This is a genomic window from Bradyrhizobium sp. HKCCYLS3013, from assembly GCF_051167615.1.
Classification (GTDB): Bacteria; Pseudomonadota; Alphaproteobacteria; order Rhizobiales; family Xanthobacteraceae; genus Bradyrhizobium.
Map to the genome: position 1 here is coordinate 102,180 of NZ_JBNPTK010000006.1, position 18,752 is coordinate 120,931.

The following is an 18,752-nucleotide window of genomic DNA, read 5'->3' on the forward strand; positions in this document are numbered from 1 at the left end:
CCTCGATTCATGTGAACCAAGTGTGACACTAAGCCTATTTGGTTAAGGCGCAATCTTGCGCAGCGGTCAAACTGACGCGGCATCCCGGGTGCGGTCGGCGCTGGCGGGGGCCGACAGGGCATGCGCCAGCATGCTCTGCTTGTCGCGGCGGCGCTGCACCGAGGACGGGATCCGCATCGCCTCCCGGTATTTCGCGACCGTGCGGCGGGCGATGTCGATGCCGGCGGTCCGCAGCTTCTCGACGATGGTGTCGTCGGAGAGAATTGCGGAGGGATCTTCCGCATCGATCAGCTGCTTGATGTGATGGCGCACGGCTTCCGCCGAGTGCGCCTCGCCGCCATCGGCCGATGCGATCGAGGCGGTGAAGAAATATTTCAGCTCGAACGTGCCGCGATTGGTCGCCATGTATTTGTTGGCGGTGACGCGCGAAACCGTCGATTCATGCATCTGGATCGCATCCGCAACGGCCTTCAAGTTGAGCGGCCGCAGATGCGCGACGCCGTGGGTGAAGAAGCCGTCCTGCTGGCGCACGATTTCGGTCGCGACCTTCAGGATCGTGCGGGCGCGCTGATCGAGCGCACGCACCAGCCACGTCGCGTTCTGCAGGCAGTCGGTGAAGTAGGACTTGTCGCCGTCCTTGCGGATCGTCTTCGACAGCTCGGAGTAATAGTGCTGGTTCACCAGGACGCGCGGCAGCGTGTCGCTGTTGAGCTCGACCAGCCAGCCGCCGTCGGGACCCGGGCGGACGTAGACGTCGGGCACCATGGTCTGTGTGCGCGTGGTGCCGAACTTCAGCCCCGGCTTCGGATCAAGCCTGCGGATCTCGCCGATCATGTCGACGAGGTCCTCGTCGTCGACGCCGCACAGCTTGCGAAGGGCGACGAAGTCGCGCTTGGCCAGGAGATCGAGGTGCTCGACGAGCGCCTGCATCGCCGGATCGTAGCGGTCGAGCTCACGCAGCTGGATCGCGAGACATTCGCTCAAATTGCGGGCGCAGATGCCGGGCGGATCGAACGTCTGCAGCACGCCGAGCACGGCATCGACGTCGGCCTGCTCGGCGCCGAGCCGGTCGGCGGCCTGGCCGAGATCGGCGGGCAGATAGCCGGCCTCGTCGACGAGATCGATCAGGTACTGGCCGATCATGCGGTCGGCCGGCGCGGTGAAGGCCACCGCCGCCTGCTCGGCGAGATGATCCGACAGCGTGGTCTCGGCCGCGACGAAGGCTTCGAGATTGTAGTCCTCATCACCGGAGGCGCCACCGCCCCATTCGGTGTAGGTGGTCGGCGCGGCGTCCTGCGCGGTCCGCGCGGCCGCTTCGGCGGGCTCTTCGGAGAACACATTCTCAAGCCCGGAATCGAGCGTCTGTTCGATCTCCGTACGGGTGCCGAGATCGCGGCTCATCCAGTCGTCCTGGGCGCCCTCGAAGCTCTCGCCGCCGCTCGCGCCCTCGCCGAAATCGTCGCCGCCGGCCTCGCCACCTTCCGAGAACTCGGCCCGCTCGGACATCTGCTGCTCGCCGGCGACCGGCGCTTCCGGACCGTCGCTCGCGCGCTCCAGCAGCGGGTTGCGCTCCAGCTCCTCTTCGACAAACGTGGAGAGGTCGAGATTGGACAGTTGCAGCAGCTTGATCGCCTGCATCAGCTGCGGCGTCATCACCAGCGACTGCGACTGGCGGAATTCTAATCTCTGCGTCAACGCCATGGGAGCAAGAACATTCCCTTACTGGTCCAATTCTTGCTTATCCTAATCTGCGCGCGATGTACACGGCTTGACGAATAAGAAAAAGGGAGTATGGCGCGCGCGGAAGACGAGGTTACCGGCCCTCGCAAAGCAGTTGGAAACAGCGGTATTCGCAGCGTTTCCGCGACCCGTCCTGTGTCCGACAAAGCGGACAAACAGCGCGTCGGCAACCCTACAGCCGGAATTCCTCACCGAGATACAGCCGGCGCACGTCGGGATCGGCGACGATCTCCTCCGGGCTGCCTTCGGTGAGAATCTGCCCCGCATAGACGATGTAGGCACGATCGGTGAGGCCGAGCGTCTCGCGGACGTTATGGTCGGTGATGAGCACGCCGATGCCGCGGTTGGTGAGATGGCGCACCAGCTGCTGGATGTCGCCGACCGCGATCGGATCGATGCCGGCGAACGGCTCGTCGAGCAGCATGTAGTTCGGGCGCGTCGCCAGCGCGCGCGCGATCTCGACGCGGCGACGCTCGCCGCCGGACAGCGCGATCGACGGCGACTTGCGCAGCCGCGTGATGGTGAACTCTTCCAGCAGCGCGTCGAGCTCGCGCTCGCGCTTCTTGCGCGACGGCTCGACCACCTCGAGCACGGCGCGGATGTTCTGCTCGACGGTGAGGCCGCGGAAGATCGAGGCCTCCTGCGGCAGGTAGCCGATGCCGAGCCGCGCGCGCTGATACATCGGCAGCCGCGTCACGTCATGGCCGTCGAGCTCGATGGCGCCGCGATCGGCCTTGATCAGGCCGGTGATCATGTAGAACACGGTGGTCTTGCCGGCGCCGTTCGGCCCGAGCAGGCCGACGGCCTCGCCACGGCGGACATAGATCGAGACGCCACGCACGACCTGGCGGCTGCCAAAGCTCTTCTCGATCGAATGCACGGCAAGGAAGCCCGGCCGGCGCAGCAATTGCGGGCCACCGCCTGCGCCATTGTTGCGCGGCTTGGCCGGTCCCGGCTGTGAGGCCGGCCGCTTGCGCTGGATCTGCTCGGTGTTCTGCGGCGAGCGCGGATTGATGCGTGGCACCGTTTCATCGCGCACGGAGTCGGCGAGCGCGGCGAGCGGATCATCGCTGTAGGAATTGCCGAACGGATCGTCCATGGCCGTGATGTCGTCGCGCCGGCGCGAGGAGCCTCGCTGGCCGCGCTTGGCGGGACGCCCACGAAACATGCCGAGTAGATCCACCATCCCCGCTTCGCTTACGCCCTTCGAGGCTGCCCGTCACCGACCGCAGCGCTGGCTCGCCCGCTCACCGCGAGCGAACGCATCTCACCTCTCTCGCGGATCACAGGGAGCGCGAGGCCGGCCAAAGCGCGGCAGGCCGCGCTTCGGAGTTTGTCGTCTGACGGCGAAGTCGCGGTCGCCACGCAGGCGACCGATCGCAAGATCGCAATCGTGTCCGGCATCACTCTTTCGCAGCCATGCAACGGGCTCCACGGCCTCCCGTTACATCGGTCCTGCGACAGAACCGCCCGCCCGCTAGATAGAGGCAGCAGCGGCGCGGTTCAACTGGGCCGCCGGCGTTTTGCTAAATAATTGAAGTCACTTCGATTTGCCTGGACCGAGCTGCAGCGGCGCAGCGCTGCCCGGAGCCGAGGCGGTCGACGGACCGCAGCCGCCGCCCGCGCCTGCGCCGGCCTGCGGCAGCAGCACCTGCACGCCGCGCCCGCTGTCGGATTCGACGCGCGACACGCCGGTGGTCATGTCCACCGTCAGGCGGTCGCCACGCATCACGTTCTTGCACTGGGTCAGCACCACGCCGCCCTGCATCGAGATCATGTTGGTCTTGGTGTCGTAGACCGCGGTCTCGCCGGTCACGACCTGGTCCTTCTGGGTCACCTTGACGTCGCCGCGCGCCTCCAACCGGCGAATCGCCGAGCTGCCGTCCGGCCCAGGCGTCGCCGCCGGCGTGGCCTTGCTCGACTTGGCGCCGCCCGGCTGGGCGCCGCCGTCGTAGAACACCACCAGCGACTTCGAGGTCATGGTGGTATCGCCCTGCACGACCTTGACGTTGCCGGTGAAGGTCGCCTCCTTCTTCTTGTCGCGCATCTCGAGCGCAGCGGCCTCGATCTGGATCGGCTGGTCGCGGTTCTGCGAAAATCCCTGCAGCGCGTTCGGCACCCCGGTGGTCGCGCTCTGCGCCTGCAGCGGATCGGCGAAAGCGATCAGCGCCAGCGCACCGAACGAGGCGCCGCGCCGGACCGCGGCAATCAAACGATACGTCGTCATGAGCTCACTTCACGTTGCGGGCCGGACGGCCGGGATCGGCGCTCGCGGTCGTGGCCGGAGCGGCATTGATGTTGTCGAGGTTCATCATCACGTTGCCCTCGAAGCGGATGACCTCGCCATTGTCGGTGATGCGCAGGCGGTCGGCGGACAGCGTCCCGTTGGTGAGCTTGACGTCGACGCGCTCGTCCGAGCTCACGGTGCCCTTGGCCATGTCGACCGAGGCCCGGCTCAGCCGCGCCTCGTAGCCCGTCGACGTCGTCAGCAGGATGTCCTTCTTCAGCTCGAGCTGCTGCTGCTTGGTGTCGAACACGCCGGTATTGGCCTTCAACGTCACCGTCGACTGATCCTCCATCAGCACCTTGGCGCGGAGGATGTTGAGCTCGACGTGATCGGGATCGGTGAGGTCCTGCACCGCGCTCCGGGCGACGAGATCATAGGGCCGCTGGTCCGGCGTGAAGCCGGTCAGATGCGGCGTCTCCATCGTGATCTTGCGGCCGGATATGACGAGGTTGCCGGTGAGATTGGGGGTGTTGATCTCCATGTGGAACGGATTGAACAGCGCGATGCCGATCACGACCGCCATCGCCAGTCCGACCGCCGCCGGCACCGCGACCCGCAGCACGCGCACGAAACGGCTGTGGCGCGCCGCGACCGCAAAGCGCGCCTGCAGGGTGGGATCATAGGCGGGGTTGTGGACCGAGTTCACCAGGGCTCCGACGGACACGGGATGCGCGCGAAACAGCGCCCATCCTACCATGGGGGGCCCCACCATTGCAGCCTGGAACTGGCGCGAAATCGCGACGCAAGGGCCTCGCGATCATTACGAGACATTAATGATCGTGAACACGTCTGCGATTCGCCCCCGTCAGGAATGCGCGAAGATGTCCTCGGCCTCGAATCCGCCCAGATCGAGGGTGGCCCGGTGGGGCAGGAACGCGAAGCAGGCCTGCGCCAGCGCCAGCCGCCCTTCGCGCGCGAGCATCACGTCGAGCTTCTCGCGCAGCGCATGCAGGTGCAGCACGTCGGAGGCGGCATAAGCGAGCTGCGGCTCGCTGAGCTGCTCGGCGCCCCAATCGCTCGACTGCTGCTGCTTGGAGAGATCGACATTGAGCAGCTCGCGCACGAGATCCTTGAGGCCGTGGCGGTCGGTGTAGGTGCGCGCCAGCCGCGAGGCGATCTTGGTGCAGTACACCGGCTGCGGCATCACCCCGAAGGCATGAAACAGCGCCGCGACGTCGAAGCGCGCGAAGTGGAAGATCTTGGTGATGTCCGGGTTGCCGAGCAGCGCCTTCAGGTTCGGCGCGTCGGTGTGCCCCTTGGGGATCTGCACCACATCGGCCGAGCCGTCGCCGGGCGACAGCTGCACCACGCACAGCCGGTCGCGGTGCGGATTGAGCCCCATCGTCTCGGTGTCGATCGCGACCGACGAGGTGTAGCGGGAAAGATCGGGCAGGTCGCCGCGGTGCAGGCGTACGGTCATGGCTGTCAAAACCTCGGTCGAATCGAAATCGGACGCGACGGGCCGGAGCAACGCCGCGGGAAGCGCTCGGGAACCGGCTCTAGCCCGGCGCTGGTAACCAACCGGCAAACGCGCCGGGCCGGTCCGGAGATCAGCCGTGGGAATGCCAGCCCCGCCGTCCCGGCGCAAGGGCCGGACGGGGCCAGGTGATCGCATCCGAGCTGGCGCCGGCAGGTGCCACGCGGCCGGTCGAGGCGACGCCCTCCTCATGAGGCGGTCGACCCGCCGGTTGCATCGCGCCAGATCGCACCCCGTCGATCGATGCAACTCTTGCATTGATCGATGCCGCCTTTGGCTTGGACAGAAAATGCCCCTGGCCGTACGCGTGATATTGTCGCATGACTTCGCATCTGAAGTGCAGCGACCCAAGGCGGCCGCAGCATCTGCCGACAACGACATAATCACATGAGGAGGAAGCCAGGATGAAGGCACTTACAGGTATCATTGCGGCCGCTGTGCTGGCGGTCTCGTCGCCCTTGGCGACCGCGCGCGATTTCCGCTCCGCCGACGTGCACCCCGCCGATTATCCGACCGTCGAAGCCGTCAAGTTCATGGGCAAGCAGCTCGCGGCGGCGAGCGGCGGCAAGCTCGGCGTCAAGGTGTTTCCGAACGGGGCGCTGGGCTCCGAGAAGGACACGATCGAGCAGCTCAAGATCGGCGCGCTCGACATGATGCGGATCAACTCCTCGCCGCTCAACAACTTCGTGCCCGAAACCGTCGCGCTGTGCCTGCCCTTCGTGTTCCGCGATACCCAGCACATGCGCACCGTGCTGGACGGGCCGATCGGCGACGAGATCCTGGCCGCCATGGAGCCCGCCGGCCTGATCGGCCTCGCCTATTATGACAGCGGCGCGCGCTCGATCTACACGGTCAAGGCGCCGGTCAAGTCGCTCGCCGACCTCAAGGGCCTGAAGATCCGCGTCCAGCAGTCCGACCTCTGGGTCGGCATGATCCAGAGCCTCGGCGCCAACCCGACGCCGATGCCCTATGGCGAGGTCTACACCGCGCTCAAGACCGGCCTCGTCGACGCCGCCGAGAACAACTGGCCGTCCTACGAATCCTCGCGCCATTTCGAGGCCGCCAAGTTCTACAACGTCACCGAGCACTCGCTGGCGCCCGAAGTCCTCGTGATGTCCAAGAAGGTCTGGGACACCCTGAGCAAGGAGGATCAGGCGATGATCCGCAAGGCGGCCAAGGAGTCGGTGCCGGTCATGCGCAAGCTTTGGGACGAGCGCGAGCAGACCTCCCGCAAGGCCGTCGAGGCCGCCGGCGTCCAGGTCGTGACGATCGCCAACAAGCAGGAATTCGTCGACGCGATGAAGCCGGTCTACCAGAAGTTCGCCGGCGACGAGAAGCTCTCGAGTCTCGTCAAGCGCATCCAGGATACCAAGTAAGAGTGGCGACGTAACAATCGCGACTTCAAAGACATCTACCAAGAACAACAATCATACGGTCCGGCGCCGCCATCAGGCGGCGCCGGAGGAAGGCCAGGGGAGGGACGGGAATGACAGACCCACATGTCGGCGACCACGAGCATGGGGAGGGACGCCCGTCACGCGGCCCGCTGACGCGGATCAACGCCGTCATCGCGCGGCTGGGCATGTATCTGTCCGTCGCCGGCCTGCTCGTCATCGTCACCATCGTGTTCTACCAGGTGTTCGGCCGCTACGTGCTCAACTCCAGCCCGACCTGGACCGAGAACCTGGCGTTGGTCCTGATCCTCTATGTCACCTTGATCGGCGGCGCCGTCGGCGTCCGCGACGCCGGACATATCGGCATGGATAGTCTCCTCGTGATGCTGCCGGACTCGACGCGCGAGAAGATCGAGATCGTGATTCACGTGCTGGTCGCCCTGTTCGGCATCGCCATGGCCTACAACGGCTGGATCCTCGGCGCCTCCGTCGGCACCGTGAAGATCGCCAATCTCGGCCTGCCCGAGCTCGTCCGCTACGTCCCGCTGGTCGTCTCCGGGCTCCTGATCGTCTCCTTCTCGATCGAGCACATCATTGCTCTCCTGCGCGGTGAAGAGGTCATCCCGTCATGGAACTGATCATTCTCGGCGTCACGTTCTTCGGCTTTCTCATCCTCGGCGTTCCCGTCGCCTTCGCCATCGGCCTCTCCGCGATCTGCACCATTCTGTATGAAGGCCTGCCGGTCGCCGTCATCTTCCAACAGATGATGTCGGGGATGAACATCTTCTCGTTCCTCGCCATCCCGTTCTTCGTCTTCAGCGGCGAGCTGATGCTGCATGGCGGCGTCGCCGACAAGATCGTGAAGCTCGCCAAGAGCCTTGTCGGCCACATCCGCGGCGGACTCGGCATGTCCAATGTCGTCGCCTGCACCTTGTTCGGCGGCGTCTCCGGCTCTCCCGTCGCCGACGTCTCGGCGATGGGCGCGGTGATGATCCCGATGATGAAGAAGGAGGGGTTCGACACCGACTACGCCGTCAACGTCACCACCCACGCCTCGCTGGTCGGCGCGCTGATGCCGACCAGTCACAACATGATCATCTATGCGCTCGCCGCCGGCGGCAAGGTGTCGATCGGCGCCCTGATTGCCGCCGGTCTCCTGCCGGCGCTGGTGCTGATGGTCTGCATGCTGGTCGCCGCCTACGCGGTCGCCGTGAAGCGCGGCTATCCCGCCGGCAAGTTTCCAGGCTGGCCCGAAGTTTTCCGCTCGTTCGCGGCGGCGCTGCCCGGCCTTCTGATCGTCGGCATCATCCTGACTGGCATCCTGTCCGGCGTCTTCACCGCCACGGAGTCCGCGGCCGTCGCGGTGACCTACACGATCCTGCTGACGTTCTTCATCTACCGCACGATGACCCTGGCCAACTTCCTGCGCGCCGCCGCCAAGGCGGTGAAGACCACCGGCGTCGTGCTGCTGCTGATCGGCGTCTCCACCATGTTCCAGTACCTGATGGGACTCTACGAGGTAGCCGATTTCGCCGGCGACCTGATGAGCAAGGTCTCGACGCAGCCCTGGATGATCTTCCTCTTGATCAACGTCATCCTGTTCCTGCTCGGCACCTTCATGGACATGGCGGCCACCATCCTGATCTGCACCCCGATCTTCCTGCCGATCGCGATGAAGGCCGGCATGGATCCGGTGCAGTTCGGCATGCTGATGCTGATCAACTGCGCGCTCGGCCTCAACACCCCGCCGGTCGGCACCACCCAGTTCGTCGGCTGCGCCATCGGCGGCATCTCGGTCGGCGCCGTCATGCGCACCATCCTGCCGTTCTACGCCGCGCTGATCGCCGCCCTGATGTTCGTGACCTACGTCCCGGCGTTCTCGCTGTGGCTGCCGCGGCTCTTGATGGGGTACAAGGGATAGGCGCAGCGCGCTCGCCGGCCTTGGCCGGCCGACCGCACCTGCTCATCGTGACCGCAACCTCGATTGGGAATCCTTTTGATGTCTCGCGAAGTGTCTCCACCGTCATTGCGAGGAGCGAAGCGACGAAGCAATCCAGAGTCACGCGCAGAGCTCTGGATTGCTTCGCTGCGCTCGCAATGACGGTGGGTTTGCCAACATGCCTTCCAATGCAGTGCAGCCTGCCCAGACTTCGCTGCCGCTCACTTCACGCAGGAGACGAGTCCGAACTTGCGACGGTCGCCGCGAGGTCGAACTACATCCCCATCACAATCTCGGACTCCACTCTGCCGAGCCCGTCCTATGAGACTTCGATGCGCTTGGCTGCCTGCAGGTCCACCAAGGCCCGGTGACGAACGGGGTGAACAGCATAGGACGTGTCTGTGACAACGAACGAGACAATAGGATCGGCTAGCGAAGAGCGCGCCGGCGCCCCGGGCGGGAGAATGCTACCTTCGACAATTAGAGACCGGAAGGCTCGGCGCCGTGGCCGCGGACCGGACAGCGATCGCAGCGTCGAACCTACGCCGAGCTCCCGACACGAATCCGGGTGACGATCGCCGTTCGCCGCGACCGCGCGCATAGAGGCAGGCCATGAAGCCGTTGCTGGAACAGGTCGACCGCGAGCTGATGCAGGACGACCTGCTCATCCGTGTCGCCTCCGGTTTGTGCGGCGGCGTGGTGACGCTGGTCGGCTTGCTGCTGCTGGTGGGCTTCGCGGCCCGCGGCGTCGACCGGTTTCCCGGCGGATGGCCGCTGGCGATGACGTTCGTCATCCTGGCCTTCGTCTTTGGCGTCCCGCTGGTGCTGCGCAGCGTGACCTCGCGCCGCACGGCGCTCGGACGCTTCCTCGCCCGTCACGCCACGCTGGGCGCGCTGCGCCAGCCGGATGATTTCACGCTGTGGATCATGCTGCCGGCAATCGCGCTGACGGTGATGCTGCGCCGGCTGGGTGTCAGCGGCGAGGCGGAGACCGAGTAGTCGGCCGTCGCCCTGATCGCGTCAGGTTCATGGGTTTGCGACCCGCGTCGGTCCGGGTCATGGTCCTGCGCGCAGCGCCCTGCTCTCGATCCACTTCTGCATCGCCGACATGAGCGGCGAATCGTTTGCTCGGTCGACACCGGCGTAGATTCAGACAACAATTCCGAGCGTGCCTACGCCAACCGGCAGCGCTGGCGACCATCGTCGAGATGGCAGGGCCCAATGAAGAGGAGCTTGCAATGGGCGCAATCGGATTCATCGGTCTGGGCGTCATGGGCGAGCCGATGTGCCGCAATCTGGCTCTCAAGTCCGGCGCCACGGTGCTCGGCTTCGATCGCCTGGATGCGCCGCTGCAGCGACTCGCCGCGGTCGGCGTCATCAGGGCCACATCGCTCGCGGAGCTGGCGCGGGAGGCCGAATTGATCTTCATGGCGCTGCCGAGCGGCAAGCACGTCCAGGCCGTATGCGACGGCGACGACGGCCTGCTCCGTCACGTCGAGGCGCGTCACACCATCGTGGACCTCGGCACCTCGCCGGTGCAGGCCAGCCGGGAGTTGGCCTCGCGTTTCGCGGCCAGGGGCGCCGCCTTCGCCGATGCGCCGATCGCCCGCACCCGGCAGGCGGCCGAAGACGGCACGCTGAGCGTGATGGTAGGAGCCGACGCCGCCACGTTCGAAAGGCTGCGGCCGCTGATCGCGACGTTTGCGACCGACATCACCCATTGCGGCGGCGTCGGCGCAGGCCAGGTCGTGAAGATGCTCAACAACATGGTGCTGATGCAGACCGTGGTGGCGCTCGGCGAGGCGCTGGAGACCGCCAGGCGTGCGGGCCTCGATCCCAAGCTGCTGTTCGAGACCCTCGCCAAAGGCTCTGCCGACAGCTTCGCGCTGCGCAACCACGGCATGAAGGCGATGCTGTCCGACACATACCCGGAGCGGGCGTTCTCGACCGAATATGCCCGCAAGGACATCGGCTATGCCCTCGATCTCGCCAGGTCCGTGCAGATCGATCTGCCGGGCGCGGATCTCGCCGACAGACGATTGGGAGAGGCCATCGAGGCGGGATATGGCGATCTGTATTGGCCGGTGCTGGCGCGCGTGATCGCGGCGTCACGCACGGAGTGACCTGGACATCGGACTTTGTTGGCCAGCCCCTGGACCGACGAATTCGAGCGCGAACACAGTCCGGTCGCCGCGCTTGAAATCAGCCACAGCCACCGTGATTGCGAGGAGCGAAGCGACGAAGCAATCAGGGGCGACGCCCGAGCCCTGGGATTGCTTCGCTCGCAAGGACGCCGGAGCTATCAGTATGACCGCCATGCACTCATTGCCCGTCGTGCCAGTCTGTCGCAGCATTCGGGCTTGCACCGTCGGGCAAATCAGCTGCACATTTCCGCGCGTCCCTGCTGCCGCATGAGGGGCGTGTCGCGACCGTCACGAGACGTTGGCAGTGGGATGCGATGGGCGTGTGTCGACGCAGCGTGAGCTAATCGCGCGGACGAACGGCGATGCACGCACGGTCAAGTCGCGCGGTCCTGATATCCCGACGCTGATATCAAGCGGGTGGCGATGCCCTGGCGTGTCGCGCTCGTGATGGTGGCCAACAAGCCCGGCGCACCAGGGAGAACGCGAAGCAGCCGTTAAAACCGTTGCGCAGGGAGGGCCGGATGATCCGGCGCGTACCTGTGGTTCCTGCCGCCAGCATTTTCTTCCGCTGGCGGGCCATGGGTGCGGTCGGCACCCGGCCTTCCCTGCGCCCTCATGATTTGGAGGGCGAGACGATCAGCATGACTCGGGCGCGGATGCGTCGCGAGGATGAGGAGGCTCGTCCAGACTGATTTCCGATCAGCGCACGAGATCCGAGACGATGAGGATGACTGATACACGAGATGCATCTTCGTGCAGGAGGCGCCTTGCCTTTCTTCGTTACGCGATCGGATCAAAGTCTCACCAAGGTCTCGGTCCACTCCCCTCCCCCTTGCGGGGAGGGGTCGGGGGTGGGGGTCTCCGGGCGATGAAGCAAGCGACAGGCACCACCTCTCTGAAGCAAGAGAAGCGACGTGCGCCTCATTTGCAGCGGAGCGTGCGGACCCCCACCCCCAACCCCTCCCCGCAAGGGGGAGGGGATCTGACCGTCGCTGCGGCGAGATCGAGAATGACACGAGGTGTTGGCATGGCCGAACCGGAGCTCACGGCGAAAGCCGCCGATGCGCGGCGAAGCGTGTCTGCGACCGACGGGATGCGTGGTCCGGCGACTTCGGAGCTACAGCGATGTCGGGGAAAAATCAAAACCGAGCCTTAGCTCGGCGGCGCCACGCGAAGCTCGAAGAGCGAAGCGTGGTGCCCAGGAAAGGATTGGGGCTCGATCCGTCAAACTGTAGCAAAAACAGCCACTTACCTCTACGTCCAGTTTGATGCTTGTACCACTGGACTGTGCTCGTGTCGACCCTGCGCTGATCGCAAACCCACGCTCACAGCAAGGGCAGAGAGACTGCGCTTGGAAGAGCGGCTTGGGACAGTCTGCCATGACGATGCTCGGCTCACTTCGTCCGAACGGACTTCGCGTCCGCCCCTTCAGGGTCTCGGCGATCCTCTCGAATCGTCGCCAAGGAAGTCGACCGACACCCTGAGCGAACCCTCCAACTTTCTCATGTTCCTCTGGCTCCGGCGCGCTCTTGGCTGTTAATCGGCGTGGGGTGCCGACGCCGATCGGCACGCTAAGCCTCTGATCCACACGACGTTGGAGGGGTCATGCTTCGGCGCTGATTTACACTTTCGTTTCGTACCATTTTGTATCTGTTTCTTGCTCCAATATTGGGCGCAAGTCGGCTACTGCGGGTTCGGCTTAGCGCTGTATCCGTTTAGAAATATTTTCTCCCTTTGACTGTCCGACCATCCGTCCCCCCGTCGCCACCTCACCCCTATCTAACGCGCGCGGTGGCGATATCTTCTCGCGGTACAACCAACTGTATGAGTGAGTGCGCGGCGAACAATCGACGACGTGTCCGGCTCGAGCCTGCGGCTACCGCCACGTCTAGCCCAGGTCGACGTTCCAGAACTTCAGAACCCTCTCGACCTCGGATTTAGGATAGTGGATGTAGGCGGCGTTTTTGAGATCTGATGTGATCTTTGCCTTTCTCTTGGCAATCGCAAGCTGAACTCTTTCCGTAAACGGCGCGGTCCCGGGAGGCAGTTGTCCCGGGCTTTTTCCGTCGGGCCACTCGGCCGGATAGTCGGGCGGTATCCGTCCGGACCGGACTTCGGCGGCCTGCTCAGCAACGGAAGGATGCTCGCACGCCCAACCGTATAGATGGAAGGCACATGTCCGCAGCATCGCCTTGATCTCCGGGAGAGTATCGGTGAACCCCTTCAACGATGTCGGAAGCCAAACCATGTTGGCGACGCACGAGAAGTAACGCCGATCCTGGACGACGCCGCTGTGCTGCGCAAATGCCGGATCGTCGTACCCCCAGATATGACAGACTGCCCAGTTCTTCGGTCTCGGCGAAGCGACATCCAGCGCGGCGAACAAAGCATGCGCGGCCGCCACGTTGCCTTCGAACTTGTCTGATTTGATCCCCGTAGCCTTTTTCGTGTTGGTGTATTGGCGTGACCAACTGGCATCGAACAGCGGCATCCCACGAGCCGCATGCGGCGCCCAGACGGGCAAGGCGCGAAACGTCTCGGGATGTACCCATCGCGCGGTCCGCGCGATGAGTTCGGCAACGGCGGGAATGTCTGTCCGCAAGATCTCGTTGCCATCCGGGACGAGAAACCCTTTCAGCGCTTTCTTCTTCAAGACGACTCCTGCGGTGACGATTCTCGTGCTCTGAAATCGAAGCGATCGATCGTGCATCGACGAGGCAAGATCGCGACGAGAACGAGCGCCAATTTCCCGGCTTCCAGCGACTCTTAGACGATGTCTGCTTCTGCACCCATAACGAACGTGGCGCGGGCCGCAGCCGATGTCATCTAAGTGGCATTGATGGGAATCTCCTATGATCGTGAATTCTGAAGTTTGACCGATACCTTCTCGATCAGATGAGGCGAGAGATCCGCTTTCGAGACGAAAACCGGAATCTCCGGATCGGGCTTGTTCTTGTCGTGTTTCGCGTTGGCGATCCAGTCGTCCCGCCCGGGCACGTGCTCGAGGCCGACGACGTACATGTCAAAACCGTCTTCGGTGAGTCTGAAACGCAGGAAGTTGTTGTACGCGCCGATCCGGAGCGAACTGAAGGCGTCGTTGCGGTTCATCCGGAACAGCAGGCACGTGATTAGCATGTTCAATCCGAACAGCGTGCTGCCGACCAGGAAGCCGACCGGTACCATTTCGGCGGCGAGCAGGCCGAACCACTTCCAGACCTCCCACCACTCGCCGCTCCAGGTGAAATGCTGGTTGTTGTACGCGATCGCATATCGGGCGGCGTAGATAAGGACGGCAACGTGGGCCGCGGCGTGCACGGCCGCCGAGAACCAGATCTTGAACTTGGTCGAGACCTCCTGCTTGATCGTGTAGCCGATCAGCGACGCGCCGAAGACAGCGGCAATCAGCGCGTAGACGTCGGGGCGGTCTCGCAGCGAGATCAGCGCCGCGAACAGGAAGTAGATCCCGCCCATCAGCAGCGAGAAATCCCAGTTGCTGAAGGCAAAGAAGACGTTCCGCAACGCCAACGCCTTGCTGGTCGCGAACGATGGGTATGCCGTGGCCGTCGTCTTCTTCGGATCTTTGGGGTGCGGCATGCTACCGAGTTTCAGCTCCTCGCGGCGATTCACGAAATTCACCGAGACCGCCTGTTCGAGCTGGTGCGTCGGATGGAGGAAGGCTCCTCCTCCACCAGATGTGACGTACTGGCGGTTGTCCTTGCCCACGTAGCGGCTGTAGTGATGCGTGTCACCCGACAGCAGCACCGGAATGGTGTGTCCGCGTCCGGCGTTCATCGCGATGCTGGCGGCGTACTCCATGATCTCCCAGGATTTGCGGTTGCTGTCCGTGTACAGCCAGCCGGGCTCGGCGCTGCACAGGATAATCCTGGAGTTCTCCGGCATGCTTGCGGCGATATGCTTGAAGTAGTCCGCCTGCGGCTGGTCCATGTCGTCGGCGAGCTGGATGTCGGTCGCCCACAGCCACCAGGTCTCGGTCAGGCGAACGGCGAAGTAGCTGCGTCGCTGGTAGGATCGCCATGCGCCGACATGCCATGGCTTCTCCTTGCAGAAGAGCGCGAGGAAGAGCACCAATCCGTCGTACCAGTCGTGGTTGCCGGGGATCGCCAGCAGAGGCCTACCCTGGTCGCCCCTTCTGTCGGGATCCGGCGCGGCCCATGCATAGGGCTGCCGGAGCTGATTGGCGTAGGCCTGCCGGGTGGCCTTTGGGTAGACTTCATCGCCGCCCATGACGAGCGCTTGGCCGCGCGGCAGAGCAATGTCGCCGACCTTCACTTCCTTCCGCGCGAGCAGGCTCGCTACCGCGTAGGTGCTGTCGAATCCGTCGCCGAGATCGGCGACCCAGTCGATCCACACAGCGCCATTCTCGTCCGTCTTCAGGCGCGACCGGAATTCCTCCGCGCGCCTCGTGTGCTCCTCGGGTGGAACGGTGTCGAGCGCCGCGATCATCAATCGTCTGTCCGCGTATTGCCCGAATATCGACGACACGACCACGTTGTTCAGCAACTGGAGCAGTAGCACCGGATCGAACCAGTGTGCCATGCGCGGATAGGACTTGGTGTCGTTGAGCAGATCGTCTGCCACTTGCGTCTCCTTCGATGGGCTACAGCAGTCCTACGTTCCGGATCATTCGGTCATTGCTCTTGGATCTTTGCTTCGGTCTTCGCCCCGCCGCGGCGAGCCGGCGTGCGGGCCACCGTCGAACGCGGCTTCGGCGCCCCGCTGAAGTGCGGCGACTGCGTACAGAGCAGTAGTTGCCGGGCATATGTCCTCGCGCTTTCGAATACGCCTGCTTCTGTCACGAAGACCGCCAGATAGATCGCATGCAGCACGGCAATCACGACGACCGCGAGCAGCTTCGCGTCGAATGTGTTCGACAGATCGACCGGCCATCGGCGCCAGAAGATCGCGAGGCAGATCGCGACGATCAAGGCGTTCAGCACGAATCCGGGCAGTTTCAGACCGAGCAGGTTGCGGCGGAATCCGTAGCTGATGTTCTCGTTGAGCAGGATGTCGAACTTCTTCGCGTCGCGGGTGTTCTCGCGCAGCCAGGTCGCCCCGCGGGCATAGTAGCTGTCTGCCGCAACCGGATCGGCGGCCTCCTCCGCGGCCGTGGGAGCCGGCTTGCCGAGCTTGGCTGCGATGAACGCGTGGAATCCGGCCCTGGTGTCATCGTCGTAGGTGTCGTCGCGGTGCCGAAGCGTCGTCGTGGTCGGCAGTCCGCCCATCCTTTCAATCAGCTTCGGCTCGATCGCCTTGCCGCGCCGGCGCGCGATATCGGCGAACGCCGCGAATAGCACGGTGAGCGCAGTCGCGGCGATCAGATGCGTGAGACCGAGACTGCCCCACGACACGAAGATGGCGGCGAATGCGAAAGCAGGCGCACCGGCGATGACTGCCGGGACGAGCCGCGCCTTCATTGTGTAGGCGTCGAGAGGATTGTTCATTTCCTACCCTCCTTGTCCGGCGATGCCGGACCTCCGGCGGCCGACAGGGCCTCCGCGGTGAAGTGGACGTAACCCGTAGGCGTGTGGATCAGCATCAGCAGCGGGAAATACTGACTGATCGAGAGCTTTGCGGCGGTCTTCACGTCGCGTCCGGACGGCCCGCTCGGGAAGAGATGGTTGTGCCAGGTACCGAGCGCGTACAGGGTGCCGCCCGACCCTTCGATGAGGTACCGAAGCATGGGCTTCAATCCTTCGGTGCCGAGCACAAACTCTTCGCGCGAGAACTTGCTGTCGGGCGGTGCCGGCATCGTCCCGATCACGTGGAAGACGTTGGCGACGTCCGAAAAGCGGCCGATCAGGATTCCGCCCGTCTCAGAGCCTGGGCGCGCCGCGACTTCCCGACGGATGGTCTCGTCGACCTCCGGGCTCAGGCGCACGACGCTCGCGCTTCCGTCGCAGACGACGATGCGCGGTGCGACCTCCGTGCGCGTCCACTTCTGGCTCAGGCCGTCCGCGCCGAGGCGCCCAATCAGCAGCGCGCCGGCGCCAGGCAGTCCGTCGCGCTGCAGCTTGAGCACGTGCTCTGCCATGGGCGCCGCGAACGTCGAGAGTCGGCCGTCGGACAGCGGCATCGTGATCGCGGAGCATCCCTGTCCGATCGCGATGGCCTCGGCTTCCGTATTGAAGACTTCGCCCCTCAGATCCGGGTCCGCGTGGATCGAACGGTACGCCTCGCAGATCAGATCGGTCGTCGACGGGTTGGCCTGAGGCCCCTCCACCGAGATCAGGCCGACGCTTCCTATCCCGAGCATGCAGGCTTCGATCGCTCGTGGACGGCTGACCGCAACGCCCGGCAGCACCAGCGCCTCGCGCACGCTCGCCGAACCGGTCGTGTTAACGACCGCGAAACTGCCCGACGCGACGAGCCCGGCGATCGACTTGTTGTCGAACGCGTGCGCAACGATGTCCACGTCGTGCGGTACCGCCCGCTGCTTGAAGGGCGCTAGCGCCTCCACCAGGTAGAACGCCTTCGGGATCGCCCAGAAGCTCTCGACCATGCTTTCCGAAGGCAGGAGGCCGTGGCGGGCGAAGTTGTGTGGCTGCATGACGCCGTTGTCGACCACGGCCGCCGGCGCCCGTCCCGACCTTGCCATGTGGACCGCCATCTTCGATCCGATGCTTCCGCATCCGACGAGCGTCCAGGGCCGCAACGCCTCTCCGTCGTCGCCGGCGGCGCGCCTCAGGAGTTCCGGCGACACCTCCTCGCGATGCGTGGCGGTCCTGACCGGCTTGCCGCTGCCATTCGCGAGCGCGTCCTTGCCGCGCAGTTCGACCACGTAGGGACAGATCTCGATCGGCGAGCCGGTGCCGATCACGTCGCAGGGACGCCTCGCCAGCAGCAGGACCGCGACCGGCTGTTCCCTTCTCAGCTTGGCGGCCGACACCCGGCTCTGCAGAATGCTGAGCTTGGGCTCGAGGAATTCGCGGCACCCGAGCTCAGCGGCTCTGGCTAGGAGTTCGTCGATTGAGGAGACAGTCTCGGGGAGATAGCGCCCCGCGACGAAAGGCTGTCCGGTCGGAAGCTTGCCGGACCAGGCGACCAGGGCATGCGTGTTTCCGCGGTAGCCCGTGTCGCCGACGGGAACAAAGCGCCAGTCGCCGACGATGTTCGGTCCCAGAGGCACCGGCGCCGCTTCGGAGAGACCGATCCTGTAGGTGACGGGTCCCACGCCGTGCGAATAGTACCACGCCGGAAAGACCGAGCAGCCGCCTTCGCGCGTCGGCAAGCGGGTGAGCCAGGCGGCGTCGGCGACAATCACGTCGTCGATGCCGTCCCGCCGGACGGGCTCCCAGCCCTGCTGCGGGTCGATCAGTTGAGCCATCGCCGCCTTGTCGAGCCAGTCGACGAGCTGCTCGAATAGCCCTCCGATTCCGCGGACGCGCAGTATCTCGCGCGGCGACCCCGCCACCAGACAAGGCTCGGGCGGGCCGCCGCTCCGGCAGGGCTGGATGTGGGGATGGCTCCGGTTGAAGTCGGTCCGGAGCAGGATTTTCGGCGCGCCGAGCGGATAGCCCCCGGTGAAGAGGAAAGAGACCGGCTCAATCTCGCGGACGCCCGACGGGCCGACGCCTGCCGCTCTCCATGCGTTCGGAAGTTCGGTCCGAATATCGACGACGGCCAGCGTGACGCCGGTACCTGCGTCGTGGTCAGCAGTCACCCGTTCGACGGACGGATGCGCCTCGATGAGACGCATAGCCCGGCGGACCGGTATCGGAATGTCGTCCACCGCGGGAATCGCCGCCATCGG

The 18,752-nt window shown here is 64.8% G+C and carries 14 protein-coding genes; 5 read left to right on the forward strand and 9 right to left on the reverse strand.

Annotated features, from left to right (window positions below; genetic code table 11):
* Positions 1 to 66: 66 nt before the first annotated feature.
* From rpoN to ACQR1F_RS13370, 5 genes are all read right to left on the reverse strand, one after another.
* The gene (rpoN, locus tag ACQR1F_RS13350) at positions 67 to 1,701 is read right to left on the reverse strand and encodes an RNA polymerase factor sigma-54 (RefSeq protein WP_316178970.1); all 1,635 of its coding nucleotides are present in this window, start codon (positions 1,699 to 1,701) and stop codon (positions 67 to 69) included.
* A gap of 211 nt (positions 1,702 to 1,912) precedes the next feature.
* Positions 1,913 to 2,926: an LPS export ABC transporter ATP-binding protein gene (gene lptB / locus ACQR1F_RS13355; protein ID WP_316178968.1), complete on the reverse strand. Its 1,014-nt coding sequence runs from the start codon at positions 2,924 to 2,926 to the stop codon at positions 1,913 to 1,915.
* Between the two features lie 354 nt (positions 2,927 to 3,280).
* Positions 3,281 to 3,967 carry an LptA/OstA family protein gene (locus ACQR1F_RS13360; RefSeq protein ID WP_315805646.1) on the reverse strand — a complete coding sequence of 229 codons (687 nt, stop codon included), beginning with the start codon at positions 3,965 to 3,967 and terminating at the stop codon, positions 3,281 to 3,283.
* A gap of 4 nt (positions 3,968 to 3,971) precedes the next feature.
* Positions 3,972 to 4,673, reverse strand: coding sequence for an LPS export ABC transporter periplasmic protein LptC (gene lptC / locus ACQR1F_RS13365; protein ID WP_315805645.1), 702 nt, complete (start codon positions 4,671 to 4,673; stop codon positions 3,972 to 3,974).
* Positions 4,674 to 4,832: 159 nt separating this feature from the next.
* Positions 4,833 to 5,447 (reverse strand): ribonuclease D, encoded by a 615-nt coding sequence (locus ACQR1F_RS13370; protein ID WP_315758171.1) that lies wholly within the window; start codon positions 5,445 to 5,447, stop codon positions 4,833 to 4,835.
* Positions 5,448 to 5,908: 461 nt separating this feature from the next.
* On the opposite strand from ACQR1F_RS13370, the gene ACQR1F_RS13375 reads away from it, so the two are divergent.
* The 5 genes from ACQR1F_RS13375 to ACQR1F_RS13395 all read left to right on the forward strand — a co-directional run bounded on the left by ACQR1F_RS13375 (position 5,909) and on the right by ACQR1F_RS13395 (position 10,960).
* Positions 5,909 to 6,880, forward strand: a complete 972-nt coding sequence (locus tag ACQR1F_RS13375; protein ID WP_315805643.1) for a TRAP transporter substrate-binding protein — start codon at positions 5,909 to 5,911, stop codon at positions 6,878 to 6,880.
* A gap of 110 nt (positions 6,881 to 6,990) precedes the next feature.
* Positions 6,991 to 7,536 carry a TRAP transporter small permease gene (locus tag ACQR1F_RS13380; RefSeq protein ID WP_434838710.1) on the forward strand — a complete coding sequence of 182 codons (546 nt, stop codon included), beginning with the start codon at positions 6,991 to 6,993 and terminating at the stop codon, positions 7,534 to 7,536.
* Positions 7,527 to 8,819, forward strand: coding sequence for a TRAP transporter large permease (locus ACQR1F_RS13385; protein WP_434913200.1), 1,293 nt, complete (start codon positions 7,527 to 7,529; stop codon positions 8,817 to 8,819). Before ACQR1F_RS13380 ends, ACQR1F_RS13385 begins: the two co-directional genes overlap by 10 nt.
* Before the next feature lie 630 nt (positions 8,820 to 9,449).
* Entirely contained in the window at positions 9,450 to 9,836 is a 387-nt protein-coding gene (locus ACQR1F_RS13390; RefSeq protein WP_434913202.1) for a hypothetical protein, read from the forward strand.
* 209 nt (positions 9,837 to 10,045) lie between these two features.
* Positions 10,046 to 10,960: an NAD(P)-dependent oxidoreductase gene (locus tag ACQR1F_RS13395; protein ID WP_434913204.1), complete on the forward strand. Its 915-nt coding sequence runs from the start codon at positions 10,046 to 10,048 to the stop codon at positions 10,958 to 10,960.
* A gap of 1,909 nt (positions 10,961 to 12,869) precedes the next feature.
* Here the strand turns inward: ACQR1F_RS13395 and ACQR1F_RS13400 are convergent.
* The 4 genes from ACQR1F_RS13400 to ACQR1F_RS13415 all read right to left on the reverse strand — a co-directional run bounded on the left by ACQR1F_RS13400 (position 12,870) and on the right by ACQR1F_RS13415 (position 18,749).
* The gene (locus ACQR1F_RS13400; RefSeq protein ID WP_434913205.1) at positions 12,870 to 13,634 is read right to left on the reverse strand and encodes a hypothetical protein; all 765 of its coding nucleotides are present in this window, start codon (positions 13,632 to 13,634) and stop codon (positions 12,870 to 12,872) included.
* Positions 13,635 to 13,831: 197 nt separating this feature from the next.
* Positions 13,832 to 15,580: a metallophosphoesterase gene (locus tag ACQR1F_RS13405; protein WP_434913206.1), complete on the reverse strand. Its 1,749-nt coding sequence runs from the start codon at positions 15,578 to 15,580 to the stop codon at positions 13,832 to 13,834.
* Between the two features lie 50 nt (positions 15,581 to 15,630).
* Positions 15,631 to 16,443, reverse strand: a complete 813-nt coding sequence (locus ACQR1F_RS13410; protein ID WP_434913208.1) for a hypothetical protein — start codon at positions 16,441 to 16,443, stop codon at positions 15,631 to 15,633.
* Positions 16,440 to 18,749 (reverse strand): ThiF family adenylyltransferase, encoded by a 2,310-nt coding sequence (locus ACQR1F_RS13415; RefSeq protein ID WP_434913209.1) that lies wholly within the window; start codon positions 18,747 to 18,749, stop codon positions 16,440 to 16,442. The genes ACQR1F_RS13410 and ACQR1F_RS13415 overlap by 4 nt, the downstream gene beginning before the upstream one ends.
* Positions 18,750 to 18,752 lie beyond the last annotated feature (3 nt).

Coding starts and splice junctions, on each gene's coding strand:
- ACQR1F_RS13395 (WP_434913204.1), top strand. CDS start 10,046: ATGGCAGGGCCCAATGAAGAGGAGCTTGCAATGGGCGCAATCGGATTC.
- ACQR1F_RS13385 (WP_434913200.1), top strand. CDS start 7,527: ATGGAACTGATCATTCTCGGCGTCACGTTCTTCGGCTTTCTCATCCTC.
- ACQR1F_RS13370 (WP_315758171.1), bottom strand. CDS start 5,447: ATGACCGTACGCCTGCACCGCGGCGACCTGCCCGATCTTTCCCGCTAC.
- ACQR1F_RS13380 (WP_434838710.1), top strand. CDS start 6,991: ATGACAGACCCACATGTCGGCGACCACGAGCATGGGGAGGGACGCCCG.
- ACQR1F_RS13375 (WP_315805643.1), top strand. CDS start 5,909: ATGAAGGCACTTACAGGTATCATTGCGGCCGCTGTGCTGGCGGTCTCG.
- lptB (WP_316178968.1), bottom strand. CDS start 2,926: ATGGTGGATCTACTCGGCATGTTTCGTGGGCGTCCCGCCAAGCGCGGC.
- rpoN (WP_316178970.1), bottom strand. CDS start 1,701: ATGGCGTTGACGCAGAGATTAGAATTCCGCCAGTCGCAGTCGCTGGTG.
- ACQR1F_RS13415 (WP_434913209.1), bottom strand. CDS start 18,749: ATGGCGGCGATTCCCGCGGTGGACGACATTCCGATACCGGTCCGCCGG.
- ACQR1F_RS13390 (WP_434913202.1), top strand. CDS start 9,450: ATGAAGCCGTTGCTGGAACAGGTCGACCGCGAGCTGATGCAGGACGAC.
- ACQR1F_RS13360 (WP_315805646.1), bottom strand. CDS start 3,967: ATGACGACGTATCGTTTGATTGCCGCGGTCCGGCGCGGCGCCTCGTTC.
- ACQR1F_RS13410 (WP_434913208.1), bottom strand. CDS start 16,443: ATGAACAATCCTCTCGACGCCTACACAATGAAGGCGCGGCTCGTCCCG.